This window comes from Bartonella sp. AU15XJBT, assembly GCF_028618615.1.
Taxonomy (GTDB): Bacteria; Pseudomonadota; Alphaproteobacteria; order Rhizobiales; family Rhizobiaceae; genus Bartonella.
Map to the genome: position 1 here is coordinate 22,575 of NZ_JAQITG010000002.1, position 25,891 is coordinate 48,465.

The following is a 25,891-nucleotide window of genomic DNA, read 5'->3' on the forward strand; positions in this document are numbered from 1 at the left end:
CCATTTAAAATAAGGCAAATATAGTCAATAAGAAAGAACTTCTTTATTTTGCAAAATATCTTTAAATTAGACTGCGTCCGACGATACTTTACAAAGGAAATGAGATGCGCTTAACAAAACAAACAAATTATGCTCTTCGAATGCTTATGTATTGTGCAGATAAGCAGGGATCGCTGTGTCGTGTTCCAGAAATTGCTAAAACATATGCCGTTTCAGAACTCTTTTTATTTAAAATCCTTCAACCACTTGTTCAAGCAGGTTTTATACAAACAGTGCGTGGACGCAATGGTGGTGTTAAATTGGCGAAACCCGCAGCAGAGATTTCTGTTGCTGATGTTGTGAAAGTAACAGAAGATAACTTTTCCCTCGCAGAATGTTTCAATACTGCAGAATCCAATTGCCCACTGATCGATTTTTGTGGTTTAAATACGGCACTTCAAAAAGCATTAAATGCTTTTTTTGAGGTGTTATCCGTGATATCCCTTGCTGATCTACAACAATCATCCTTTCACAATCATTTTAAAGTTAATAAATAATAAACTAAAGTTATAACATAAGGAGATTCAGTATTTCTATTGCAGCAATAATATTAGCCGCTGGACGTGGTGAAAGAGCAGGATCTCCCCATAAAATTCCAAAACAATATCGGCTTCTAGGACAAAAGCCGATTATTTATCATACCGTGCATTGTTTTTTGCAGCATCCAGCTATCACAACAATTATCCTTGTTATTCATCCAGAAGATCGTCAAATCTGTGAACAAGCACTCGCCGAATTGAAAGAGCGCCTTATTATCGTTGAAGGAGGCAATACACGTCAAATCTCTACCTTACATGGACTTCAGGCACTTAAAAAATTCAATCCCCAATATGTGCATATTCATGATGGTGCACGTCCCTTTATCGAAAATAAGCTCCTTGATAACATTCATAAAACTATCACGCCTCAAGAAGGCGTTCTTCCTGTTCTACCCATCTCTGATACCCTTAAACGCATCAATCATCAGCATGTTTTAGAAACAATTCCCCGTACCCATCTTTATAGTGCACAAACGCCACAGTGTTTTCCCTTTGAACATATCTTAGCAGCCCATAAACAAGCAAAAAAAGTTTGTAAAGAAGACTTCACTGATGATTGTGCGATTGCAGAATGGTTTGGTCTTCCGATGCTTACTGTTCCAGGTGATCCTCATAATATAAAAATCACATGGCACAAAGATTTTGATACCGCCCATTTATATCTCCAAAAAAAAATGCAAATGTTCCCTGATATCCGTACTGGCAATGGTTATGATGTTCATTCTTTCGAAGAAGGGGATTTTCTTATATTATGTGGTATAAGAATCCCTTTTCATAAAAAATTAAATGGACACTCCGATGCGGATGTTGCTCTTCATGCATTAACAGATGCCCTTCTTGCAACACGAGGTGCAGGAGATATCGGTACACATTTTCCTCCCTCTGATCCTCAATGGAAAAATGTATCATCAGAAATTTTTCTACGCCATGCTCTTGGTCTTCTAAAACAAGCTGGGGGTCGTATTGCCAATGTTGATATCACAATTATTGCTGAAAACCCTAAAATTGGTCCCTATCGTCATGCTATGACAGAAAATCTTATGACAATACTTGCAATGACACCGGACCGAATCTCTATCAAAGCGACAACAAATGAAAAACTGGGGTTTATTGGTCGTGGCGAAGGCATTGCGGCTTTGGCAACAGCAAGTGTTCTTTATCCAGGAGAAATTCCCCAATGACATATTTTTATGAAAAACAAGCGCATGAAGTTCTTAATGCCTGTCGCCAAAAGGGTTTATTATTAACAACTGTCGAGTCTTGTACAGGAGGACTCATTGCTGCAAGCCTCACAAATATTGCAGGATCGTCAGATGTCCTCGATTGTGGATTTGTTGTTTATTCAAATGAATCCAAAACACGCCTTGTTAGCGTGTGTGCTGAACTTATAAAAACCTATGGTGCCGTTTCAAAAGAAGTTGCTCTTGCAATGGCTGAAGGTGGATTAAAACATTCACAAGCTGACATTGCAGTTTCTGTAACAGGAATTGCTGGTCCAGGAGGCGCAAGTCTAAACAAACCTGTAGGGCTTGTGCATTGCGCAGTTGCTTACAAAAATCACTCCCCTTTGCACAAAGAAATGCACTTTGGCCATCTTGATCGCAAGACTATCCGCCATGCAACTGTTGAAAATGCTTTTCAAATGATTCTGGAACGACTTCTCTGAATTTCCATACCAATTTCAAAACTCTCTATTCAACATTGGAGTCCATAATCATCAATATCTTATCTAATAAATATTGTGATGTTCTGTTTAAAAGAGTTTCCCTTAAAAAAAAGAAATCACTAAAGATGGCAATCAATTCCCACCTTTACGCCTTTATAAACAATGTGTCTTATTAAAAAATAACAGAATAGATTATGTTATTGCAGAACCATAAATCTGATTGGCGCGCTTTTCAAAAGCATCGGTAAATTTACGAAATGCAATATCAAACATTGAGCCCATCACGCGTCCAAGTATTTTACTTTTAAATTCATAATCAATAAAAAACTCTACATTACATGCATTGGTATTTTCAATATTATGAAAGACCCAACGATTTTCAAGATATTTAAATGGACCATCAATATAATTAACCTCTATCAAAGCTTTCTTTGGCTGAAGAAAAACTTGGGTCGTAAACGTTTCTCGAATAACCTTATAGCCAACGGTCATATCTGCAAGAAGCAACGTCTTTTCCTCACATTTCTTGCGAGAACGTATTATTAAAGCCTCACACATGGGTAAAAACTCAGGATAACGTTCAATATCTGACACAAGATCAAACATCTCACGAGCACTATGGGCAACTTGCCGATGTGTTGAAAAAGTTGGCATAATTATCTCTGTAAGGCAAATTTTTCATCACGCGCTTTTTGCAAAATGGCAAAATCATCTCCTGCATGATGAGATGAACGTGTCAGAGGATTGGAAGCCATATGTAAAAAACCTTTTACTTTACCAATCTTGGCAAAAGATTCAAACTCTTCCGGAGGCACAAAGCGAATAACTGGATGATGTTTTCGCGTAGGCTGCAAATATTGTCCAATTGTCATAAAATCTACATCAGCAGAGCGTAAATCATCCATTAATTGCAGAATTTCATTTCGTTCCTCTCCAAGGCCAACCATAATTCCCGATTTTGTAAAAATTGTTGGATCAAGTTCTTTAACGCGTTGTAACAGACGAATTGAATGAAAATAACGCGCTCCTGGACGAACCTTCAAATATTTAGAAGGAACTGTTTCTAAGTTATGATTAAAAACATCAGGCTTAGCAGCAACAACAATTTCTAAAGCACCATCCTTATGACGAAAATCAGGTGTCAAAACTTCAATTGTTGTTTTAGGCGCTTTTCGACGAATCGCATAAATAACTTTTGCAAAATGCTCAGCGCCACCATCAGCAAGATCATCACGATCAACAGATGTAATGACAACATGCTTTAATTCCATCCGTGCAACAGCATCGGCTACACGCTCTGGCTCATCATCATCAACGGCAAGCGGAATACCTGTTGCAACGTTACAAAAAGCACAAGCACGCGTACATATCTCACCTAAAATCATAAAGCTTGCATGCCGCTGGCTCCAACATTCGCCAATATTAGGGCAACCTGCTTCTTCACAGACAGTCACCAACTTATGTGTGCGGACAATACCATGCGTTTCCTTATAGACCGGTGATGTTGGCGCTTTTACACGTATCCAATCTGGCTTTTTCTGAACGCTTGTATCCGGACGATGGGCCTTTTCAGGATGACGCAAACGTCTATTCGTAACTCTATCAACAACCGTAACCATTTAAGCCTTTGCCTTATAAATATAAAGTCGCAATGAAAAATATAAGATCTTTCACTCAAACCCAATCATCAAGCGTTTAAAACTTGACCATAAGCATCCAATACACTTTCTTTCATCATTTCCGATAAGGTCGGATGTGGAAAGACAGTATGCATCAATTCTTCCTCTGTTGTTTCAAGATTCATGGCAATAACAAAACCCTGTATTAGTTCTGTTACCTCCGCCCCGACCATATGGGCGCCAAGAAGCTGTCCTGTTTTTTGATCAAAAATCGTTTTTACTAACCCCTGATCTTCACCCAAAGCAATCGCCTTGCCATTTGCGGAAAAAGAATAACGACCAATACGTATATCATACCCTGCGTCTTTTGCTGCTGCTTCTGAAAGACCTACAGAAGCAACTTGTGGTGTGCAATAGGTGCACCCTGGAATTTTTTTCTTATCAAGCGGATGAACATTCTTTAAACCCGCAAGACGTTCAACGCATATCACGCCTTCTTCTTCTGCTTTATGGGCTAACATAGGAGGACCTGCCACATCACCAATAGCATAAATACCTCCAATCCCTGTCCAACTCCATTCATCGGTTACAATACACCCACGATCGGTTTTGACACCCAACGCTTCTAACCCGATATTCTCAATATTACCCTGCACCCCAACAGCAGAAATCACCCGGTCAACAGTCATTGTCTCTGTTTTGCCCTTAACATCAATATGTACTGTCACAGAATTGGAAGCTTTTTCAACCTTTGTTACTTTTGCTTGGCAAAGAATACGTAAACCTTTTTTCTCTAACCGTTTACGGGCAAATGTTGAAATTTCAATATCTTCAGCGGGCATAATGTGAGGCATCATTTCAACAACAGTGACCTCAGCACCCATATCACGATAAAAAGAAGCAAATTCAATACCAATAGCTCCAGACCCTATGACCAAAAGCGATTTTGGCATTGCTGGCGGGATCATCGCTTCAAAATAAGTCCAAATGAGCTTTCCATCTGGCTCAATACCAGGAAGGACACGAGGACGTGCGCCTGTTGCAATAATGATGTGTTTTGCTTGATAAGTCCCCTGCCCTAATATTCCTTTAGGGATTGGATTTTGCGGTTGCATAACCGGTTTAGAGGATGAAGAAACCATAATTTCCGCAGGTTGGCTTCCTTTCGCTTCTTTCGTAAGCTTTGCTTCACCCCAGATAATATCAATTTTGTTTTTTTTCATTAAAAAATCAACACCAGCATTTAAACGTGCTGAAACGCTGCGTGAACGTGTCACAACATCTTTGATGTTTGCTTCAATTGAACCATTAATTTTTAGTCCATAATCTTTCGCATGTTCAGCAAAATGTTTCACTTCCGCCGAACGTAAAAGGGCCTTTGTTGGAATACACCCCCAATTTAAACAAATCCCTCCCAGATGTTCACGCTCAACAATTGCAGTCTTAAAGCCACATTGCGCAGCACGAATTGCGGTTACATATCCGCCTGGACCTGATCCAATTACAATTACATCATAAAGATTTGCCACAGTAATTCCTCCATGGATATATATAAAATGGATATGCACTCTTTGAACTTAAGACTGAAAACCAACATGATAAAATTATCTTATGTTTTTACTCTATGCTTCACATAAATGCTTTACCCAAACCAGAAACAGCAATAGCATTACTCTTCAAACTTTTAAATTTGCTTTCACTCTCTTAACATACACGCTCATAGTTTACGTGAAGAATTGTCATTCAAACCAACATTGCTAATGGATTTTCAATCATCTTCTTAAAAGTTCGTGCCAGCTCTGCTGCTAAAGCACCATCGACAGCACGATGATCAACAGAAAGTGTAACCGACATAACTGTTGCAACGGCTAATGCGCCATTTTTAACAACGGCGCGTTGCTCACCTGCGCCAATCGCAAAAATCGTCGCATGTGGTGGGTTAAGGATAGCAGAAAAACTTTTTACACCATACATCCCCATATTGGATACAGCTGTTGTTCCCCCCTGATATTCTTCCATTTTTAACTTGCGTTCACGCGCACGCTTTGCAAAATCCTTCATCTCTTTGGAAATAAGCGATAACGGCTTTTCCTCTGCATGGCGAATAATCGGCGTAATTAATCCATTGGGAACAGAAACAGCAACCCCAACATCACAATGTTTATGATGAAGCATTCCACCTTCAAGCCAAGAAACATTCGCATCAGGAACCGCTTTCAAAGAAAGTGCAACCGCTTTGATTACCATATCATTAACAGAAAGCTTATAAGTAGGCTTAGCTTCTTCCAGAGTCTTAACCATTGGAGCAGCAGCATTCAATTGTGTACGCAACGCTAATAGCGCATCAAGTTCACACTCTACGGTCACATAGAAATGCGGAACTCTTTGCTTTGATTCCACCAAACGTGTGGCGATCGTTTTACGCATATTATTATGGGGTGCGAAAATATATTCATCCTCTTTAAAGAGTTGCAATATCTGTTTATCAGAAGCACCCGCTGCAACCGGCTTGCCGATTTGTGACGAATAAGAAGCTTGAGAAATATCACCGCCCATAGCTTTTTCTACATCGCACTTAATAATACGTCCATGGGGACCACTTCCAGAAATAAGCGATAAATCAAGACCTGCCTGAGAAGCTAATCGCCGTGCTAAGGGAGAAGCAAAAAGACGAGTCCTCTTTTTATCTTGCTGTATTAATTGCTGATCTGATGATTCATGAGACATTTTTGCTCCCTTTGCGTCCGTCTGCTTCAGAGAATCTGGTTGTTTTACACCCTCTGATTCTTGTCTTGTAGAAGAAGAGGTCTCTTCTACAACTTTTGCCGCTTCAGCTAAGTCTTCATCTTCTTCTGCTAAAACAACAATCAAAGAATTTACTTTAACACCTTGTGTACCAGCAGGAACAACGATTTTGGCAACCCTACCTTCATCAACGGCCTCAACTTCCATCGTCGCTTTATCCGTCTCAATTTCAGCAATAACATCCCCGGAGGAAACCTTATCGCCCTCCTTAATATTCCATTTTGTTAAATTTCCCTCTTCCATCGTAGGGGAAAGCGCTGGCATTGTAATTTTAATGGGCATTGTGCTTTCCTCCGTTATGCTCTGTACGTCACAGCCTTAACAGCCTCAATAACTTCAGCAGTATCAGGCAAAGCCAACTTCTCAAGATTAGCAGCATAAGGCATTGGAACATCTTTACCAGAAATCGTCGCAATTGGTGCATCAAGATAGTCAAAAGCCTGCTGCATAACACGCGTTGCTATTTCAGTTCCTACAGATGACTGAGGAAACCCCTCTTCAATTGTTATCAAACGACCCGTTTTTTTAACAGAAGAAAGAATTGTCGGAAGATCCATCGGACGAATGGTTCGTAGATCAATTAATTCAACGTCAATACCAAGTTTCTCAATTTCTGGTAACGCTTGAACAGCATAATGCATTCCAATCCCACAGGCAACAATCGTCACATCTTGCCCAGACTTATGAATACGCGCCCGACCAATAGGCAAAATAAAATCATCGAGTTGAGGAACCTCAAATTGATGCCCGTACAAAATCTCATTTTCAAGGAAGATAACAGGATTATCATCACGAATAGCAGCTTTTAGCAAACCTTTTGCATCTGCTGCACTATAAGGCATGATAACTTTCAGACCTGGAATATGACTATACCAGGCAGCATAGCATTGAGAATGTTGAGCTCCAACACGAGCCGCCGCGCCATTGGGACCACGGAAAACCATAGGAGCAGTCATTTGCCCACCAGACATATAACGTGTTTTTGCTGCTGAGTTAATAATTTGATCCATTGCCTGCATGGCAAAATTAAAGGTCATAAACTCGACAATAGGACGTAACCCTCCAAAAGCAGCACCAACAGCCAACCCGGCAAAGCCGTGCTCTGTAATTGGGGTATCAATAACGCGCCGTTCTCCGAATTCTTCCAACAAACCTTGGCTAACCTTATAGGCCCCTTGATATTGCGCAACTTCTTCCCCCATGAGAAAGACTTTTTCATCACGCCGCATTTCTTCAGCCAAAGCCTGATTAAGCGCTTCACGGACTGTCATTGTCACCATTTGTGTTCCCGCTGGAATATCAAAATCAGCAGGGATAGCAAAAGTCGGAGACTGCGGAACTGACGAGGGAAGAGAAGGGGAGGACGCTTTAGGTTTTTGTGCTGTATCCGTAGACTGTGAGATATCCTCAGCACGCTCACCTTCTTCTAATAAAACTGCAATAACACTATTAACCTTTACGCCTTCAGAACCTTCAGGCACAAAAATTTTACCAAGAGTGCCTTCATCAACAGCCTCTACTTCCATTGTCGCCTTATCCGTCTCAATTTCAGCAATAACATCGCCAGAGCGAACCTTATCACCTTCTTTCTTGAGCCATTTAGACAATTTACCTTCTTCCATAGTTGGTGAAAGCGCCGGCATCAAAATATCAATAGACATACTTGCTTCCCTCGCATCAAACTAAAATATCCGTGTAGAGCTCAGAAGCATCTGGCTCTTGATCACTTTGTGCAAAATCTGCCGCATCAGCAACAATTGCACGGACCTCTTTCTCAATAGACTTTAAATCATCTTCGCTCGCCCAACTCTGTTTAAGAATCCGACTTCTTACTTGATCAATCGGATCGTGTTCCTCTTTTATTTTTTGGACTTCTTCTTTAGAGCGATATTTTGCCGGGTCAGACATGGAATGACCACGATAACGATAGGTTTGCATATCAAGAATGATCGGCCCTTTACCCGAACGAGCCCAAGAAATTGCTTCATCAGCAGCACCTTTTACGGATCGAACATCCATACCATCAACAACAATACCTGGAATTTCAAAAGAAAGACCACGACGCGAAAAATCAGTTTCTGCAGATGCACGTGAAACGGATGTTCCCATAGCATACTGGTTGTTTTCAATAATATAAACAACCGGCAGCTTCCAAAGTGAAGCCATATTAAAACTTTCGTAAACCTGCCCCTGATTTGCAGCACCATCACCAAAATAAACCAATGTCACATTATCTTTACCAAGATATTGATTCGAAAATGCCAAGCCTGAACCTATGGGAACCTGCGCACCAACAATACCATGTCCACCATAAAAGTTCTTTTCTTTAGAGAACATATGCATCGAGCCACCTTTGCCTTTGGAAAATCCCCCTTGGCGTCCCGTTAATTCTGCCATGACACCACGCGGGCTCATCCCAACTGCTAACATATGGCCATGATCGCGGTAAGACGTAATAACTTGATCACCTTCTTTTGTTGCCTTTAATGTTCCTATAACAACAGCTTCCTGTCCAATATAAAGATGACAAAATCCCCCAATAAGCCCCATACCATAAAGTTGTCCTGCTTTTTCTTCAAAACGGCGAATTAAAAGCATTTCACGATAGGCATCAATTTCTTCCTCTTTTGTAAAAACTGCTATTGGTGCTTTTTTCGTGGTGCTTGATAATGCAGTGTGCGCTACCGACGCAGAATTTTTTTTAAGTCGTTCTGCCATATTAAACTCCCTTTTATGATTAGCTAGGAATAACCTTTACGAACGAAAGTTACAAGCCTTATCAATCGGCTTAAACAATATCATTACTGATTGTCGTTTAAATTAAGCGATTTCTCATTTACCTTTGATATCATTTCAAGGCATTAAGATTGTCAATTCATTTGGCTTAGAAAAATTTAAATTCTTTCGGACATACTCATCCAACATGTCCTTTTCAATATGTCCATTGCGTAAAAGAGAAATGCGCTTTTCAATGAATTTCCGCTCAGCTTCTATTTTATGAAGCTCCTTTTCTAATTCGCTAATATACTGATTAACTTCACTGCGTGAATACAATCCATACTCACCATGATAAATATGGTAACTGAAATAGCTTAAAACACCCACCGTCATAAGAGGTAGTACAAAGCGCACTTTGATTGATCTACGTTTCTGCTTTGTCCACATAAAATAGCACAGTCTTTACAGCACAAGTTTCTTAATATTCTGCCCAACTATGCACGATTTTGATTAACACCTCATTACTCAATCTACACACGCAAACAATTTGTTACCACCAATTTATCCCCCCCTTAAATACAATCAAAGTAAGCTGAATAACCCACTTTCTATATTATAAATATTGGATATCCTCTAAGTTGTGATTTTACACCCATCTTTGTCCTTAAAATTTCCTGTTAAAATGACTATAAAATCAATCAATACCCAAGGTGTAATTATCAAAAAAATTCCTATAAGCCCTACCGGCATAAATATTACACTTATTATACTTATTACACTTATTATATTTATAAGAAGCATTGCAATGCCCGTTCCAACTTTACCAACCATAAAACGATGAAGTCCTAGTCCACCTAGAAAAAAACAAACGACCGCTAACGTCACTTTTGATTGCTGTGACTGACCTTCAGTCAAGATAGGGAAAATAGATTTAATGGTATCCCCTTCACACACAAAATCAACGACGTCACCAACTTTCGGCGGCGTTTTTCCTGACCAATCCCAATTCGCAAACTGATAGCGCTTACCATCAGCCCCTGAAATGAAATAATCTCCTTGATCATGACCAATAATCTTACCTTTCATCTTCACCACCTATAAAATTGTTATTCATAAAGAAGCTTTTCTTCTAATATGATAATATGTTGAATAAACCTTACTGCCTGAATACAATCTGTATTCACCGTGATATATGACAATTTAAAAAGCTTAAAATCCCCCAACAACTTAAAATTCCCGCAATTATAAGTGGTAATATAAAGCACGCTGTTCGATTTGCACTTTCTCTTTTTTCATATGAAATAGTACAGTCTTTTTCAATAGTTTTATTTAAATATTCATAATTTTCTTTAATATTTCACATTTAAAGACATAGACTAAAATAATTTATATTATTAAATTAATATATTGACAACATTAAAAGTAAAGAAAATTCTTAGCTCTTTACATTTTATATTATTCTAAAATTTCTACCAATTTATAATTTTATCCCCATTTTCATCTCTAAAATATCCCGATAAAATAACTATAAAATCAATAAATGACCAAGGCCCAGTTATTAAAAGTATTCCTATCCCCATAGTAAATGGTATACTTAGTAGGCTTATAAGAAGCATTACAATGCCCGTTCCAACTTTACCTGCCATAAAGCGATGAATTCCCAACCATCCAAAAAACCAACAAACAAGTGCTATCGCCAATCTTGATTTTTCTGACTGTGATTCACTCAAAAGAGGGAAAACAGATTTAACAACATCATCTTCATATACAAAATCAACGGCATCCCCTACCTTTGGTGTTTTTTTTCCTAACCAATCCCAACTCGAAAATTGATAGCGCTTACCGTCAGACCCTGAAACAAAATAATCTCCTTGATTTTGACCAATAATCTTACCCTTCATCCTTACCCACCTATAAAGCTGCTCCTCATGTGTTATTCATAAAGAGATTATTATCTGATAATATGCTGATTAACCTCACTGCGTAAATAAAACGCATAGAAACCATGATACATGATAAATGTGGAATTGAAATAGCTTGGAGCCCCCCCAATAATTAGCGCTTTCCACTGCTATAAGCTGCAGCCCAAAGTACACTTTAACCGATTTGCGTATTTGTTTCACCCATATAAAATAGCACAGTCTTTTTCAATAGTTTTATTTAACTGTGCATATTTTTCTTAATATCTCACATTAAAGAAATAGAGTACAATAATTCTGCATTATGAACTTAATATATTTGTAAAAATAAAAAGCAATTCCCTGCTCTTTACATTATTATAAGATTTTTACAAATCTGTAATCTGATTCCCATTTTTATCCGTAAATTTTCCAGCAAGAATGAGTATGAAATCAACAATTGCCCAAATACCAGTAATCATCAATCCAACAACAGATAAAGATAACACAAGCATTAAAACACCCGTCCGAACTCTCCCAACCATAAAACGATGGACACCAAAGATCCCTGCAACCCAACAAAGAAGTGCAAACATTATCTTGGAATTCTCTGTACTTGGTCTCAACAACGGAAAAACAGAACTGACCACACCGCCTTCACAGACAAAATCAACAGTATCACCAATCCTGGGCGGTTTCTTTCCTAACCAATCCCAAGTCGCAAACTGATAACGCTTACCATCATCACCCGAAACGAGATATGTTCCTTGATCTTGACTAATAATTATACCTCTCATCTTAATCCCTATAAATTTAAATACCTATAAAATAATTGCTCTATGCCTTTGATAAGACAGCTCAATTTCATGATCTAAATGATCTTATACTTTCATATTTCGTGCTCACAACGATTAACGATATATATCACCCGCATAACGTGCTTGAACCCCTAGCATTTCTTCAATACGAATAAGTTGATTGTATTTTGCTAATCTATCCGAACGTGCCAGAGAACCTGTTTTAATTTGTCCACAATTCGTTGCAACCGCAAGATCTGCTATGAAAGAATCCTCTGTTTCGCCTGAGCGATGAGATATAATGGCACGATAACCTGCTTTATGGGCGACTTCTACAGCATCAAGTGTTTCACTCAATGTCCCAATTTGATTAACTTTTATGAGAATAGAATTGCCTACCCCCATCTTGATACCCTCACGCAAACGCGCTGAATTTGTTACAAATAAATCATCGCCAACAAGCTGACACTTATCTCCAATTGTATCAGTGAAGAGCTTCCAACCTTCCCAATCATCCTCTGCCATTCCATCTTCAATGGTAACGATAGGATAACTTTTCACAAGGTGCGCCAGATAATCTACCTGTTCTTGGATGTCACGACATTTTCCCTCACCTTTATAGAAATATGAACCATTTTTATAAAATTCAGTGGAAGCACAATCTAAACCAAGTGCAATCTGTTCACCTGGTTTATATCCACAAGCCATGATAGATTCCATAATAAAATCAATTGCTTGATCTGCACTTTTAAATTGAGGTGCAAAACCACCTTCATCACCAACATTGGTATTATAACCTGCATCTTTTAAACGCTTTTTCAACGTATGAAAAATTTCAGCACCATAACGGATGGCTTCTTTCACGCTAGGGGCTCCTACCGGAATAATCATAAACTCTTGAAAATCAATCAAGTTATCAGCATGAACGCCACCATTAATAATATTCATCATAGGTGCTGGAAGAATATGCGCTTGCGGTCCACCAATATAACGATACAAAGGTAAATTTAATGAGTTCGCGGCGGCTCTTGCAACAGCCAATGAAACACCAAGAAGTGCATTGGCACCAAGACGGGCTTTGTTTGGCGTTCCATCTAAAGCAATCATTGCTTGATCAATAGCGATTTGGTCTCTGGCATCCCGCCCACCAAGTTCTTCAAGAATTACGCCATTGACTGCAGCAACCGCTTTTTCAACACCTTTCCCTTGATAACGCAAACCACCATCACGAAGTTCTATAGCCTCATGTGCCCCCGTTGAAGCCCCTGAGGGAACCAGAGCGCGACCAAAAGCGCCATTTTCCAAATAAACATCAACTTCTACCGTTGGATTACCACGGCTATCCAGAACTTCACGTCCAATGATATCGACAATTATAGTCATCTGTATTTCCTTATCCAATCAAAGCCGCGATTCATTTCTAATGTCCTATTCATAAAATATTTTTTCTCTTCTTAATTCAACTTCTTTGACAGATCATCAAACTCCATTAAAGTCTCAAGCAATCTTTGTAAATCGTCAATTTTAACCATATTGGGTCCATCAGAAGGTGCATGATCTGGATCTTGATGTGTTTCTAAAAAAATACCGGCGACCCCAACAGAAACAGCCGCACGCGCTAAAACTTCAACAAATTGACGCTGTCCACCAGATGAAGCTCCCTGCCCTCCAGGTTCTTGAACGGAGTGTGTTGCATCAAAAATAACAGGAGCCCCAAATGAACGTAAAATAGGCAACGAACGCATATCCGAAATCAAACGATTATAACCAAATGATGTACCGCGCTCACAAAGCATAACATTGGGATTACCACTGTGAACAACCTTTTTTAAAACATTCTCCATATCCCACGGCGCCAAAAACTGACCTTTTTTAATATTAATAACACACCCTGTTTTGGCGGCTGCGATCAAAAGATCTGTTTGACGACATAAAAAAGCAGGTATTTGTAAAATATCAACCGTAGAAGAAACAATTGTACATTGCTCTTCGGTATGCACATCAGTCAATATAGGACAATCAAACTCTTTTTTTAAATCAGAAAAAACAGCCATTGCTTTTTCAAGACCAATGCCACGTGCCGCACTCAAAGAGGTTCTGTTGGCTTTATCGTAACTTGATTTATAAACAAATCCGATACCAAGCTGATCGGTCATTGTCTTAATACGACCAGCCATTTCAAAAGCATGATCGCGACTTTCCATTTGACATGGCCCTGCAATTAATGAAAGAGGCATTTCATTTGAAAAAATAATATTTCCAACTTTTACACGCGCATTTGGTTTCGTCATTTTATCCCTCAAAAGCAAAGTAACCAAATTTATGCCTTAAACCAATCGACTTTGTTCTACAGCGGCTTCAATAAAAGAAGAAAAAAGTGGATGTGGATCAAAAGGGCGTGATTTTAGTTCTGGATGATATTGAACACCAATGAACCATGGATGATCTGCATATTCTATTGTTTCCGGCAAAACGCCATCGGGAGACATGCCAGAAAAAATCAAACCACACTGTTCTAACTTATCTTTATAATCAATATTGACCTCATAACGATGACGATGTCGTTCAACAATCTTTGTCATCCCATATATTTTAGCAATATGACTTTCTTCTTTTAATTCAGCAGCAAAAGCACCAAGGCGCATGGATCCGCCGAGATCACCATTTCTTGTCCGCCTTTCAAGAACATCACCTTTAAGCCATTCTGTCATTAAACCTACAATTGGATTTTCTGTTTCGCAAAACTCACTTGATGAAGCATTCTCAATCTGCGCAATATTGCGCGCAGCTTCTATACAAGCCAATTGCATTCCAAAACAAATCCCTAAAAATGGTATTTTACGCTCTCGCGCAAATTGAATGGCTCGAATTTTTCCTTCTGCCCCTCGAGCCCCAAAAGCCCCAGGAACCAAAATTCCATGCGCTTTTTGTAAAGCTAAAACGGAATCTTCTTTTTCAAGAAGTTGCGAATCAATCCACTCAATATTAACTTTCACTTTATTCGCTAAACCACCATGCGCAATCGCTTCAATAAGAGATTTATAAGCATCCTTTAAGCCCGTATATTTTCCTACAACAGCAATCGTAACTTCTCCTTCAGGGTGGTGAATGCGATGCGTAATATCTTCCCACCGATCCATCTGAGGAAGAGGGGACGAATCTATCCCAAAAGCGCAAAGAACTTCAGAGTCTAAACCCTCTTTATGATAGGCCATGGGAACATCATAAATTGTTGGCATATCTAATGCCTGAATAACCGCTTTGGCGCGAACATTGCAAAAAAGTGATAATTTGCACCGCTCTGTTTCTGGAATAGACCGATCTGCACGCACAAGCAAAATATCAGGAGAAATACCAATTGATTGCAATTCTTTGACAGAATGTTGTGTTGGTTTTGTTTTTAATTCACCTGCCGAGGGAATATAAGGCATTAACGTAAGATGAACATAAACGACATTTTGTCGGGAGAGTTCATTCCCAAGCTGACGAATCGCTTCTAGAAAAGGCATAGCTTCAATATCACCAACCGTTCCACCTATTTCACACAAAACAAAATCAAATTCTTCATTGCCCGTCGTAATGAATCGCTTAATTTCATCTGTAACATGAGGAATAACTTGAACTGTTGCCCCCAAATAATCACCCCGCCGTTCTCGTTCAATGATATTGCGATAAATACGCCCTGTTGTAATATTATCCTGGCTATTTGCAGAACGCCCAGTAAAACGCTCATAATGACCAAGATCAAGATCCGTTTCCGCACCATCATCGGTCACAAAGACTTCACCATGTTGATAAGGCGACATCGTCCCTGGATCAACATTTAAATAAGGATCAAGTTTGCGAAGGCGTACACGATAGCCACGTGCCTGTAATAACGCCGCTAACGCTGCCGCTGCGATGCCTTTTCCAAGGGAAGAAACCACACCACCAGTAATAAAAACATAACGTGCCATGGGCTTATGGTGATAAGCAATTTATAATAATTTTTCCAGCAAAAAATACAAAAAGAAACAGTTTTTCTTCTAAAATAAAATAAACAAATAAAAAAGGTGAAAAAATCACCTTTTTAAAAGTCTATATTTTCTCTAAAGAACTATTTTGTACTGTTATCTGGAACTGTACTTTCAAGAACCGGTGGAACTGGGGTTTCCACTTCAGGATTTGTAAGCGATTTTTGTTCCTGCGAAGAATCCGAAGTGCCCCCTAACTGTTCAAGAATAGAAGGTTGAGACTCACCATCTGATGATGGAACTGATTCTGAGCCTTTATTGGTAGAATTCTGCTCTGAATTAACCGGTATACGCTTTAAAATATCAGAACTAGAATTTGATATACTTCCCACAACAGTCAGTGCAATGGACACAACAAAAAAACAACAGGCTAAAATAGCCGTCAAACGTGTTAAAGGATTCCGAGATCCACGGGTTTTCATCAGCCCTGAGCTATTACTCACACCGAGCCCACCGCCTTCTGAAGGTTGGATTAAGATCACCCCAACCAAAGTAATTACAATCAATAAGTGAATAACAATAAGTACTGTTTGCATAAACCCTGCTCTTCAAATAACTCTTTCATAAGCTCTTTACACATAAATAACACACAATCCAAGGGGGAACTCAAATTTCTCTGCTATAATTTACGACAAACATCGCAAATCGTTAAAAAATCAATCGCTTTTAAGCTGGCTCCACCAATCAAAGCCCCATTAACATGAGGAATACTTAAAAGCTCAAAGGCATTGGATGGCTTTACCGATCCACCGTAAAGCAAACGTATTTTGTTTCCTTCATCACCAAAACGAGAGCACATCTTATTACGAATGAAATGATGCACTTTTGCAATATCTTCTGAAGTCGCCGTATTGCCAGTACCTATCGCCCAAACAGGTTCATAAGCGATAATGGTATTTTCTGCTATTGTATCATCTGGTAAAGAGCCTTCAAGCTGCTGCACAAGAACATCCAGTACTTTATTATTATTGCGCTCCTCTAATGTTTCACCAATACACACAAGAGCCACAAGACCTGCGCGCCACGCTGCTTGCACTTTAGCACAGACAATTGCATCATTTTCTTGATACACTGTACGACGTTCCGAATGCCCAATAATGACATGACTTGCTCCCGCTTCTTTAAGCATAAAAGCTGAAATATCGCCCGTATAAGGACCATGATCGTCAAAGTGACAATTTTGTCCTCCTAAAAGGAGATTTTCACCATTCAGCGTATTAGAAGCACGCGATAAAAGCGTTGCAGGAACACAAATGAGCGCTTCAAATAGATGACCGAAATCAGAGCTAACGCCTGTAGCAATAGCGCGCAATTCTCCAAGCGATTCTCTCGTTCCATTCATTTTCCAATTTCCAGCAAGAAAAGGCCGAATATTTGGAGACATATTTTCACCTCAAGAGCTCTTATAACACTTTATTTATTTGTAGTATCAAATTATAAAACGAAAGCAAGTCTTTAAAAGCTTGCATCTTTCGTCTCTTTATTGCAAATTCCATTACTGCTTTGATAATAACTTATGTTTAAAATGGAATTGAACAATGCTTGACGTCATAAGAAGTGCTACAAATTCTTGGATTTTCAGAATTTTCCTTGCTATTTTACTCTTATGCTTCATTCTTTTATGGGGAATACCACACTTACACACAAAAAGCGAAAGAGATCTTATTACTTCTGGAAAGTCCATAGTTACTATCGATGATTATCGTCTCGCACTTGCCGATCAAAGCGCACGTTTAGCACAGGCGGCTCATCTTGGACGAATGTTTACACCAAATGAAATGCAACAATACCAAATTCCCGCTTTTGTGTTTAATCAATTGCAACAAAATGTACTGCTTGATGAACAAGCCCGTAAAATGAAAATAAGTCTTTCAAAAGATACAATCGCTCATACGATTGGTTCTGATAAGATGTTTCAGATAAATGGCACTTTTGATAAAAATTTATTTTATAACTATCTTCAGCATTTACGGATCAGTGAAAGTGCTTTTCTTAATTATTACACCAAACAAGAAAAGCGTAACCAACTTATTGCAGCTTTACTTTCTGATATGAAAGCACCCGATCTCTTTTATAAAGCACTTGCTCTTTATCAAGGAGAAAAGCGGAGCGCTGATTATCTCATTATTGATCTAAAAGAAAAGCAAATAATTGCTGATCCTGATCACGAAACACTACAAAAATGGTTTGAAACACATCAAAGTGAATTTCGCACTCCGGAATACCGTACTGTCTCTTTGCTATCGATGGAACTTAATGATTTCGTAAAACCTAAAGATATCTCAACAGATGAGGCAAAAGCCTATTATACTCAAAATGCTTCACGTTTTGTAACGCCTGAAAAGCGTACATTCGAAGAACTGCGATTCCCCACACGCGAAAAAGCCGATAATGCAGCAAAAAAAATAGCCGATGGATTGAGTTTTGATGAACTGGTAAAAGCTGAAAAAAAGACTCTTAATGACATAAAAAAAGGGCCTCTTGCAGAAAATGAACTGCCTAATCATCTCGCATCTGAAATTTTTGAACTCCAACAAGGGCAGGTCAGTCCTGTAATAAATGACTTACAGGGACCTGTTCTCATTCGCGTTACACATATTGAACCTTCAAGCTCTCTTCCTTTTGAAAGTGTAGAAGAAAATATTCGCCAAATACTTGCCAAAAATCGTGCGACTGGTGATATCCGTAACAATTATGTCGCCATTGAAAATGCTCGTTTTGAAGGTGCTTCTCTCAAAGAGCTTGCTGACCAATACAAATTATCTCTGCGCACAATTACCCTTGATAAAACGGGCAAAACGCTTGAAGGTGCAATTCTCACGGATTTACCTCAAAAAGATGCTTTACTCAATGCCATCTATCAATCAAATGAAGGTGTTGATCTTGATCCTCTCTCTTTTCAAAATGGTGGATATCTCTGGTATAAGGTCGATAAAATTATTCCTGCCCGCGATAAAACACTTGAAGAAGCTAAGCTCGATGTTCTGTCTCAATGGAAAAGTGAGGAAATTCAGCGCCTTCTTGATGAAAAAGCCCAAAATGCTCTCAAACAGCTTATGGAAGGAAAAAGTCTTGTTGCTCTTGCTCAGACACTTGGTGTTACAAAACAAACAACACCACCCCTCCGGCGTCAAGATCCCTCTGAAATTCTTGGTGTTGAAGGGGTTAAAGCATTATTTTCTGCTCCCCAGGGTCATTATGGCATTATAAAAGGACCGGTTGCAACAAATCGTATCATTTATCAAATAAAGTCTGTAACGATGCCTAAAGATATCACGCCTCATACTCTTTCACCTGAGGTTCGGGCGAGTATAGATATGATGATCAGAGAAGATCTCAAACTAGAAATGCTACAAATTGCCAATAAAGAACATCCTTTGGAAATTAATAGCAAAAATTATAATCAGATCTTTAACGCTCTCCAATAAAAAGGATATACATAATTTAAAAAGCTTATTTGATAGAGTTTTTTATCAGCACTTCATCTATCGTTGAAAAGGTAAGATCGATCTCTTGTTTGCTTATATCTTAAGATTGGCATTATAATGAGCTCTCTCGTAAATCAGCGTATGTGTGAATTTGCGAGAAAATAGTCAATTGAATGTAGAAGCTCGTTTTTTTTCAACGCAGTAAGCAATATTATCCATCCAAATTAAGCGATAAATTTCGCCCCTATTCTCATTCATTTACAGCTCGTCGTATTGCTCGCTCTTAATATTCATTCATAAGGGATCTTATTGCTTCTTCCTGAAATGATTTTCATTGACACACCCAACTCATGGAAAAAACCACTTTAAAATTCATTATAAACATGATTTAAAATAGGAAAATCTCTTCTTTTCAGAGCTCTCATTCAATATGAGAAAAAAACAAACTTCATGATAAATCAATATTTTTATATATCATAACAGTCATATAGCTTCTATGGCTTCATCATTTTAATTTCTCAAAATGAGCATTTTTTATAGACTTAATAGGCAGCCAAGATAACTTCTCTCATAATAAAATAGAAATTATATTTCATTTACAAATAAGACGCGACCAATACATTCAGAGCACTCAATATCAAAATTTTTCACCAAATGAACCAATGTATTAAGCTTTATCTTATGTTTTCCTTTACCGTATAATGCATTGATTTATAATGATAATATAGCGTCATTCATATTGAATAAAAATCCTTAATACCATAAGCTTCTTTTATTCCAAATCTGTTTATGATTAAATCAATCAAAATCTCTCGCTTGCACGTTATAAGCGGAATTAGCGTTTGGATATACATTAAAGAAAGGGCATGCCTCTTATGAAAAGTCTCAAATGCCAAGGACTATCGTAATATTGGAAGCTTGGCCGATATAACAATGGTGCCGGCTTGCCACTCAGCCATCCAATACACTACATTTTCAAGGTCTTTAAATCTCTTACTCTTTTGCGTTCATAGAAAGAACTATATCAATGTTTTTGATAACAAAGAAATGGTTTGGAATTACAATATCTCCTTTTATTTTCAACATGAAAAAATCAGCCTAACTCTAACGTCGTCATATTCTTTATAACATCTTTGGAAAATTACCACTTATTGCTGCTCTTGTTATCAACCAATAGCGATGTATCAATAGCAAAGTTGCACTTTCTTGAAAAATTGCAGCCCCCAGCTGTAGAGCCTTTTGAAGAGAAGCCGGTATAATAACCAATGGAAGAAATGCTGGCTTAAGGGTTCTAGGTAAAGCACGAGAATACGCGTAAAATTTACTATAATGATCGCGTGATAATGCTACCATAGCTTCAACAATCTGGCCCTTTTGTTGATCACTGAGACGATGAGAATCTAAATCTTCCCTATTCACCCCTAAAGCTTTCAGCATATCAGTAGGTAAATAATAGTGATATCGTGATTGCATGAATGATAAAAGACGCAATACACCGCTTAATCCTTGAGCAATCCCTCCATGTTCATAGATATCTATAAAATCTTGTGCAACATCAGGATCTAATATCTGACAAGAAAGCTGTAAAATTATGCTTGCTGTCTCACCACAATAATACTCGAGATCATGAAGCGTTTCTATCGGATTGTGGTAAAGATCTAAAATTTGTGCATCACAATACCGTAAAAAAGCTGTCTTAGGTAAATTAAAAAGGGTCATTGCTGCCAATAAATCACTCAAAATTGGATTACTTTCACTCGTTTGCATTTCACCCGCGATAGAATCATACCACCAGCGTAATCGTATTTCTCCGATGAATGGATCATGGACACTTTCACGAATACGAGAAATCTCAGCATTAAATGCGTAAAGAGCAGCCAATGCTTTGCGCTTTTTTTTAGGTGCGAATAAAACCGATATATAGCGATCACGATCTATGTTACGTAAAATATCAAAACTATAAGGAAGAGAACCTATCATTCTATGAGCCTATTAACGTTCCTTTTTTAGCAATTAAATTAATATTCTCTTTTTATTCATATTTAAAAATGAGAGATAAGAAAATACAACTCAGAGAATAAGATTTTTAATGTGTCTCTTAATGTATGATGAATTAAAAGTTCTTTTTTGAGTACCTTTTCTTTTCAACAAGAAAATTCTTTAAAATTAAATAAATCACTTTTTTGATAAAATTTCTCTCATAAGATTTAAGCTTTCATTTGTAGTAAAAACAGCTAAAAATGAATCGTAACATGCGTCATGAAACTTAGAGCCACAGACAATGCAAAACACTTTTTGACTGAATAGATGCCAATGCACTTTTATAGAAAATGAACTGATTACAAAAACTTAATCAAATTATTGACCTCTTCCGGCCCCCTCAAAGGACAAAGCTTCCTACCCGTACCAGTTTGTCAAAAATTCAATTGCTCTTGATAAGTTCCTACTGCTTGTGGCGAATTAATTTATAATAATAATTTATCGTTTTGTCTTTTGAATGGAAAAAACTAAGATCATATGTTTCTCTTATTTTAAATCTATTCCCTTTCACCTCACACGCAGAACGGGTGTGTAGTTACTCTTAAAAAAGGAATAAAAATGCCTCTTATAATCGCCTCAAGTGCTAGAGGCTTAATCACTGATGTGATACTCTAGGCGGCTACAGGCTAACTCAACTCTGAATATTTGCTGCTGTATTAAAAATACACTTAATGTGTTAAGTTATGTATACTTTATGTTCCTATATTACCGCCTTAAACGACGGTATTTTGCGGCACCGCAAAATAATCACACTCGTCTTTTATGCGAGATTAAAAGTATTTATTTTATTAAACAATACTTTATTCTACCGCAAATAATAACGCCGCAACAGCGCGATCTTCAGCCAATAAAACATTAAATGTACGCACTGCTGCTCCCGTACCCATTGTATCTGATGAAATACGCTTTTCCCATAAAAGGGCCCGTAACTCTTCAGGTAATCGTAATAATTCAGTTCCAGTGCCTATTAACAAAACTTCAATCTCATTTGCTTCTTCTAAAACACGAGATAGATCCCCTTGAGAGGGAATAGGCCCTACCATATCAATGCCATAAATTCCTGATGGGACACAAATAATAGAACCTCTATGGGACATATCAGCAAAACGAAATCCACCATTTCCATAAGCATCAATAGGCGCACGACTTGGAAAATGTGCTTCTCGAATTTGAATTGCATCAGACATGAATAAGCACCCTTTATTTTTGAAAATCCACTTGTCTTTTACGGCTCACTATAAAAGTTAATGGTAAGATAAAACATTGATATATTAACTATAATCCATCAGAATATTGAGGTAGAAATTTTTACTATAAAACCTTGATTGGATCATACAAAAATATGTGAAAAGTTGGCAATAAACCGCGATTAAATACTATATTTATCTACGTTTTAAAAATTTTTCTCAACTGAGTTGGCTAAAAAGTGAGAAACTTCTCTTTATAGAAATAAGGATATTGTTTAAAAAATAGGAAAATTTGCCGTAATACCCCATAATCGTAATACCCCATAATAAAGCAACTATTTTAATCGCCTACAGAAAACAAAGACAACACTCTCCCTTTCGTGATTATAAAAACCATCCCCCCTCATGAAATTGTCTTTATATTTCGATATTTTTTATAAAAATGCTTTTTAAAATAGTATAAATTGCATTCACACTTTAAGATGCATTTTCCTTATTTTCCTTTGACAGCGCTTTTTTCTCTTTAGAGATACTCACATTTTCTTCCGTTGTCGTCTTAGATTTAGACTTTTGTGGTGTTTTTGCTTTAGCATGAAGCTTTGATTTTTTTTCTGCAATCGGCTCACCTTTAACGCGCACATCGGCTAATGTTGAGCGAATAACACGAATATTCATACTCTCACCAATTTCAACCTCTAATTCACCACTCTCGTCATGAACCTTTGTAACCTTGCCAATAATACCACCACCCGTTATAACTGTATCACCGCGACGTACTGCATTGAGCATTTCCTGTCGTTTTTTCATTTGGGCTTGCTGGGGCCGAATGACAAAAAAATACATAATTGCAAAAATTAAAATGAATGGGACAGCATTAACAAATGAAATTCCACCGGAAACATCGCCTGCAACTTGAGCATAAGCGTTCGTAATAAACATTTTTATCTCCTATAGTTAAACTTCATATACTTCCCACTCTATTAAAATAAAATTCCGATTCAGAAAAAATATCCTCAAGAATTTATCATAAAAAGTAATGATGATATAACGTAATCTCAGCTTTATAAAAATGCAATAAATCCTTAAGAGACAGAATACAATAAGAAAAATCTTTAAAAAACAGATTTATTTTTCTTTATTATATATCCTACACTAGATATCCTTCTCACTCACTCAATAAATGATATAAAAAAATTTTTCTAATGGAAAAACTTTAATTTATAGAGATAATTCATTATTTCTAATTGTCGAATGATAGGGTTAAATACCGTAAAACGCTCTCATTTCAAACCCTTTGAATGAATCAAAACGATTTTCTTGCACATTACACCTGTGAAATGAACATAAAGATAAAAATTCTTTATGATAAGAAATTCAATATCTCTTCTCATGTCCCCTCTCAAATACAAGAGTATTGCGAACGTTGGGTGCTAACAAATAATATGATATGGTATATTGTTTTATACCTTCATAAACACAAAGATGATAATAGCTAACTAATAAACACAACGAACTGCTCTTTTAAACCAATGGTTTTCTGCTGACTCATTATGTTAGACATGGGGAAAACACCTTTCGATGATCGAGCGTAATGATAAAGTACATGAAGCATGTCAATACTTTATCAAATGTGAACGGCTTTGAAGAAAGGAGCAATCCCATAAATTGGTTATTCAACTCTTCAAGCATTGCTTTTTGCCTTGAAACATCTACAAAGGCAAATTGAGCAAAAAGATCATGTTATTGCAGAATTAGCACCGAAAGCAGAAGCTTGAGAAAATTTCAAACGTTCTGATGAGTGTTATTGATTTAAGAAAATAACTTGTTTTCATGAAATTTCTATAAACTATAAGCTTATTCAAATTGAATATCATCAATAAATTAGTTTTCTAAATATTTAAGAGGATCAACCGGTAACGAATTCTTACGCATCTCAAAATAAACACGTGGCGTTTTAACATTTCCAGAAACACCAGACTTAGCAATCTCATCACCCCGTCTTATCCTTTGTCCTTTGTTAACAACAAGCTGACTATTACATCCATAAATAGTGATAATATTATTTTCATGTCGAATCATAACAACATTACCCAGCTCTTTTAATCCATCTCCCGCGTAAATAACGACACCATTTTCCGCTGCCTTTACCGATGATCCTTCAGGCACTGCAATGTCTATTCCTCGATTCATTATGGTTCCTTTTTTTTGACCAAACTGGCTTAATAAACGCCCTCGTACTGGCCAACGCATTTTAGAAATTCCTGTGGCTTGCGGCGTCCTAATATTATCTGTATTCGTAACAGCACTTGATAAATCAGACTCATGGTTCAATTGCTTCATCTGTTTAGAAGAATTGTTTTCAAGATTTGATCTGTTCATCTGTGCAGAAGGTGGTATTGTTACAGGAGCTTTATATATAGGAGAAGTCTTCTTGTGCTTTATAGAAGATGTCACTTGAGATTGGAATGAAGATTCTGCTTTTGACGCTGCCCAATCGTTATGACTGGGCGGTTTGGGAGCTTCTAATGTACGCCGGCTTGGAACCACAAGGACCTGACCGATATAAATGGAATTGCTGTTTATACCATTTGCCGATTTTAAAGCCTCAACACTAACCCCTATTTGTCGTGCAATACTGAGGAGTGTATCTCCACTCTGCACAATATAAGAGTTCCGCCGAAAAATAGGAGAGTTATCCGTTTGTGAACGGGAAAGCGTTCCAAGATTACGTGGAGGAACTCCCATAACCCGACCATCAGAAGAAGCTCCCCTACCTTGCTGTGGAGAATTATAGGAAGAATTATCATCGATCCACGAATCATCACTTGGTTCTACAGGTGGCAATTCAGTGCTTTGTATCATCCCCCCACCATACGATAGCATTCGCGGATCTGTAGACATAGAGTTTGATATATTTGATTGAGATGATACCGTATGATGAGAGACAATATTAGAAAAACGTTGTGTACCAGAACTACAACCAGCAACAATAGTTGCCACCGCTAAAAAAGTTATTCTCTGAAAATTATGCCGGAAAATATTACCTAAAGCTTTTAAACACATAGTTTTGCTCACTCATCAATACTCAACTCACTCCATTAAAGCTTTTTTAAATTACCGAAGGGTTAAAATGAGATGTTTT

23 protein-coding genes and 1 pseudogene are annotated in these 25,891 nt (G+C 37.8%); 5 read left to right on the forward strand and 19 right to left on the reverse strand.

Features of this window, described 5'->3' with window-relative positions; all coding sequences use genetic code 11:
• The first annotated feature begins 104 nt into the window (after positions 1 to 104).
• The 3 genes from rirA to PVV57_RS01335 are packed head-to-tail and all read left to right on the forward strand — an operon-like array spanning position 105 to position 2,244.
• Positions 105 to 536, forward strand: coding sequence for an iron-responsive transcriptional regulator RirA (gene rirA, locus PVV57_RS01325; RefSeq protein ID WP_273718556.1), 432 nt, complete (start codon positions 105 to 107; stop codon positions 534 to 536).
• 32 nt (positions 537 to 568) lie between these two features.
• Positions 569 to 1,759, forward strand: a complete 1,191-nt coding sequence (locus tag PVV57_RS01330; RefSeq protein WP_273783352.1) for a bifunctional 2-C-methyl-D-erythritol 4-phosphate cytidylyltransferase/2-C-methyl-D-erythritol 2,4-cyclodiphosphate synthase — start codon at positions 569 to 571, stop codon at positions 1,757 to 1,759.
• Positions 1,756 to 2,244 (forward strand): CinA family protein, encoded by a 489-nt coding sequence (locus PVV57_RS01335; protein ID WP_273783288.1) that lies wholly within the window; start codon positions 1,756 to 1,758, stop codon positions 2,242 to 2,244. Before PVV57_RS01330 ends, PVV57_RS01335 begins: the two co-directional genes overlap by 4 nt.
• A 192-nt stretch (positions 2,245 to 2,436) precedes the next feature.
• Here the strand turns inward: PVV57_RS01335 and PVV57_RS01340 are convergent, their stop codons facing one another.
• The 15 genes from PVV57_RS01340 to tpiA form a co-directional block, all read right to left on the reverse strand.
• Complete coding sequence (locus tag PVV57_RS01340) at positions 2,437 to 2,898, reverse strand: type II toxin-antitoxin system RatA family toxin (protein WP_273718552.1); 462 nt, start codon at positions 2,896 to 2,898, stop codon at positions 2,437 to 2,439.
• 2 nt (positions 2,899 to 2,900) lie between these two features.
• Positions 2,901 to 3,863 (reverse strand): lipoyl synthase, encoded by a 963-nt coding sequence (gene lipA / locus PVV57_RS01345; RefSeq protein ID WP_273718550.1) that lies wholly within the window; start codon positions 3,861 to 3,863, stop codon positions 2,901 to 2,903.
• A 68-nt stretch (positions 3,864 to 3,931) separates the two neighbouring features.
• Positions 3,932 to 5,392, reverse strand: a complete 1,461-nt coding sequence (gene lpdA / locus PVV57_RS01350; protein ID WP_273718548.1) for a dihydrolipoyl dehydrogenase — start codon at positions 5,390 to 5,392, stop codon at positions 3,932 to 3,934.
• Between the two features lie 214 nt (positions 5,393 to 5,606).
• Positions 5,607 to 6,950 carry a pyruvate dehydrogenase complex dihydrolipoamide acetyltransferase gene (locus PVV57_RS01355; protein WP_273718546.1) on the reverse strand — a complete coding sequence of 448 codons (1,344 nt, stop codon included), beginning with the start codon at positions 6,948 to 6,950 and terminating at the stop codon, positions 5,607 to 5,609.
• Between the two features lie 14 nt (positions 6,951 to 6,964).
• Positions 6,965 to 8,329, reverse strand: a complete 1,365-nt coding sequence (locus PVV57_RS01360; protein WP_273718545.1) for a pyruvate dehydrogenase complex E1 component subunit beta — start codon at positions 8,327 to 8,329, stop codon at positions 6,965 to 6,967.
• A 16-nt stretch (positions 8,330 to 8,345) separates the two neighbouring features.
• Complete coding sequence (gene pdhA, locus PVV57_RS01365; protein ID WP_273718542.1) at positions 8,346 to 9,386, reverse strand: pyruvate dehydrogenase (acetyl-transferring) E1 component subunit alpha; 1,041 nt, start codon at positions 9,384 to 9,386, stop codon at positions 8,346 to 8,348.
• A 135-nt stretch (positions 9,387 to 9,521) separates the two neighbouring features.
• Complete coding sequence (locus tag PVV57_RS01370; RefSeq protein ID WP_012231414.1) at positions 9,522 to 9,833, reverse strand: septum formation initiator family protein; 312 nt, start codon at positions 9,831 to 9,833, stop codon at positions 9,522 to 9,524.
• A gap of 186 nt (positions 9,834 to 10,019) precedes the next feature.
• Positions 10,020 to 10,472 carry a TM2 domain-containing protein gene (locus PVV57_RS01375; protein WP_273718646.1) on the reverse strand — a complete coding sequence of 151 codons (453 nt, stop codon included), beginning with the start codon at positions 10,470 to 10,472 and terminating at the stop codon, positions 10,020 to 10,022.
• Between the two features lie 383 nt (positions 10,473 to 10,855).
• A complete protein-coding gene (locus tag PVV57_RS01380) occupies positions 10,856 to 11,287 on the reverse strand; it encodes a TM2 domain-containing protein (RefSeq protein WP_273718539.1) in 432 nt (143 codons plus the stop codon).
• 386 nt (positions 11,288 to 11,673) lie between these two features.
• Entirely contained in the window at positions 11,674 to 12,081 is a 408-nt protein-coding gene (locus PVV57_RS01385; protein ID WP_273718538.1) for a TM2 domain-containing protein, read from the reverse strand.
• A gap of 114 nt (positions 12,082 to 12,195) precedes the next feature.
• Positions 12,196 to 13,464, reverse strand: a complete 1,269-nt coding sequence (gene eno / locus PVV57_RS01390; protein ID WP_273718536.1) for a phosphopyruvate hydratase — start codon at positions 13,462 to 13,464, stop codon at positions 12,196 to 12,198.
• A 71-nt stretch (positions 13,465 to 13,535) separates the two neighbouring features.
• On the reverse strand, positions 13,536 to 14,372 hold the full coding sequence (kdsA, locus tag PVV57_RS01395; protein ID WP_273718534.1) for a 3-deoxy-8-phosphooctulonate synthase: 837 nt from the start codon (positions 14,370 to 14,372) through the stop codon (positions 13,536 to 13,538).
• 36 nt (positions 14,373 to 14,408) lie between these two features.
• Positions 14,409 to 16,037, reverse strand: a complete 1,629-nt coding sequence (locus tag PVV57_RS01400) for a CTP synthase (protein WP_273718532.1) — start codon at positions 16,035 to 16,037, stop codon at positions 14,409 to 14,411.
• A 140-nt stretch (positions 16,038 to 16,177) separates the two neighbouring features.
• Positions 16,178 to 16,630 carry a preprotein translocase subunit SecG gene (secG, locus tag PVV57_RS01405; RefSeq protein ID WP_273718530.1) on the reverse strand — a complete coding sequence of 151 codons (453 nt, stop codon included), beginning with the start codon at positions 16,628 to 16,630 and terminating at the stop codon, positions 16,178 to 16,180.
• Positions 16,631 to 16,713: 83 nt separating this feature from the next.
• Complete coding sequence (gene tpiA / locus PVV57_RS01410; protein ID WP_273718528.1) at positions 16,714 to 17,478, reverse strand: triose-phosphate isomerase; 765 nt, start codon at positions 17,476 to 17,478, stop codon at positions 16,714 to 16,716.
• A gap of 154 nt (positions 17,479 to 17,632) precedes the next feature.
• Between tpiA and PVV57_RS01415 the strand changes: the two genes are divergently transcribed.
• Complete coding sequence (locus PVV57_RS01415) at positions 17,633 to 19,522, forward strand: peptidyl-prolyl cis-trans isomerase (RefSeq protein ID WP_273783289.1); 1,890 nt, start codon at positions 17,633 to 17,635, stop codon at positions 19,520 to 19,522.
• Positions 19,523 to 20,644: 1,122 nt separating this feature from the next.
• Here PVV57_RS01415 and PVV57_RS01420 read toward each other — a convergent pair.
• The 3 genes from PVV57_RS01420 to yajC form a co-directional block, all read right to left on the reverse strand.
• Positions 20,645 to 21,502, reverse strand: a complete 858-nt coding sequence (locus PVV57_RS01420; protein ID WP_273718524.1) for a phytoene/squalene synthase family protein — start codon at positions 21,500 to 21,502, stop codon at positions 20,645 to 20,647.
• Between the two features lie 860 nt (positions 21,503 to 22,362).
• Positions 22,363 to 22,749 (reverse strand): Mth938-like domain-containing protein, encoded by a 387-nt coding sequence (locus tag PVV57_RS01425; protein ID WP_273718523.1) that lies wholly within the window; start codon positions 22,747 to 22,749, stop codon positions 22,363 to 22,365.
• Between the two features lie 477 nt (positions 22,750 to 23,226).
• A complete protein-coding gene (yajC, locus tag PVV57_RS01430) occupies positions 23,227 to 23,688 on the reverse strand; it encodes a preprotein translocase subunit YajC (protein WP_273718521.1) in 462 nt (153 codons plus the stop codon).
• A 627-nt stretch (positions 23,689 to 24,315) separates the two neighbouring features.
• Here yajC and PVV57_RS01435 point away from each other — a divergent pair.
• Positions 24,316 to 24,521, forward strand: a pseudogene (locus tag PVV57_RS01435) (phage antirepressor Ant); the annotation flags it as partial.
• A 109-nt stretch (positions 24,522 to 24,630) separates the two neighbouring features.
• Here the strand turns inward: PVV57_RS01435 and PVV57_RS01440 are convergent.
• Entirely contained in the window at positions 24,631 to 25,812 is a 1,182-nt protein-coding gene (locus tag PVV57_RS01440) for a M23 family metallopeptidase (protein ID WP_273718519.1), read from the reverse strand.
• Between the last annotated feature and the right edge of the window lie 79 nt (positions 25,813 to 25,891).

Bases quoted from the DNA above. Each gene is read 5' to 3' on its own strand.
- rirA (WP_273718556.1), top strand. From the start codon at position 105: ATGCGCTTAACAAAACAAACAAATTATGCTCTTCGAATGCTTATGTAT.
- PVV57_RS01335 (WP_273783288.1), top strand. From the start codon at position 1,756: ATGACATATTTTTATGAAAAACAAGCGCATGAAGTTCTTAATGCCTGT.
- PVV57_RS01340 (WP_273718552.1), bottom strand. From the start codon at position 2,898: ATGCCAACTTTTTCAACACATCGGCAAGTTGCCCATAGTGCTCGTGAG.
- lipA (WP_273718550.1), bottom strand. From the start codon at position 3,863: ATGGTTACGGTTGTTGATAGAGTTACGAATAGACGTTTGCGTCATCCT.
- PVV57_RS01355 (WP_273718546.1), bottom strand. From the start codon at position 6,950: ATGCCCATTAAAATTACAATGCCAGCGCTTTCCCCTACGATGGAAGAG.
- PVV57_RS01360 (WP_273718545.1), bottom strand. From the start codon at position 8,329: ATGTCTATTGATATTTTGATGCCGGCGCTTTCACCAACTATGGAAGAA.
- pdhA (WP_273718542.1), bottom strand. From the start codon at position 9,386: ATGGCAGAACGACTTAAAAAAAATTCTGCGTCGGTAGCGCACACTGCA.
- PVV57_RS01370 (WP_012231414.1), bottom strand. From the start codon at position 9,833: ATGTGGACAAAGCAGAAACGTAGATCAATCAAAGTGCGCTTTGTACTA.
- PVV57_RS01375 (WP_273718646.1), bottom strand. From the start codon at position 10,472: ATGAAAGGTAAGATTATTGGTCATGATCAAGGAGATTATTTCATTTCA.
- PVV57_RS01380 (WP_273718539.1), bottom strand. From the start codon at position 11,287: ATGAAGGGTAAGATTATTGGTCAAAATCAAGGAGATTATTTTGTTTCA.
- PVV57_RS01385 (WP_273718538.1), bottom strand. From the start codon at position 12,081: ATGAGAGGTATAATTATTAGTCAAGATCAAGGAACATATCTCGTTTCG.
- eno (WP_273718536.1), bottom strand. From the start codon at position 13,464: ATGACTATAATTGTCGATATCATTGGACGTGAAGTTCTGGATAGCCGT.
- kdsA (WP_273718534.1), bottom strand. From the start codon at position 14,372: ATGACGAAACCAAATGCGCGTGTAAAAGTTGGAAATATTATTTTTTCA.
- PVV57_RS01400 (WP_273718532.1), bottom strand. From the start codon at position 16,037: ATGGCACGTTATGTTTTTATTACTGGTGGTGTGGTTTCTTCCCTTGGA.
- secG (WP_273718530.1), bottom strand. From the start codon at position 16,630: ATGCAAACAGTACTTATTGTTATTCACTTATTGATTGTAATTACTTTG.
- tpiA (WP_273718528.1), bottom strand. From the start codon at position 17,478: ATGTCTCCAAATATTCGGCCTTTTCTTGCTGGAAATTGGAAAATGAAT.
- PVV57_RS01415 (WP_273783289.1), top strand. From the start codon at position 17,633: ATGCTTGACGTCATAAGAAGTGCTACAAATTCTTGGATTTTCAGAATT.
- PVV57_RS01420 (WP_273718524.1), bottom strand. From the start codon at position 21,502: ATGATAGGTTCTCTTCCTTATAGTTTTGATATTTTACGTAACATAGAT.
- PVV57_RS01425 (WP_273718523.1), bottom strand. From the start codon at position 22,749: ATGTCTGATGCAATTCAAATTCGAGAAGCACATTTTCCAAGTCGTGCG.
- yajC (WP_273718521.1), bottom strand. From the start codon at position 23,688: ATGTTTATTACGAACGCTTATGCTCAAGTTGCAGGCGATGTTTCCGGT.
- PVV57_RS01440 (WP_273718519.1), bottom strand. From the start codon at position 25,812: ATGTGTTTAAAAGCTTTAGGTAATATTTTCCGGCATAATTTTCAGAGA.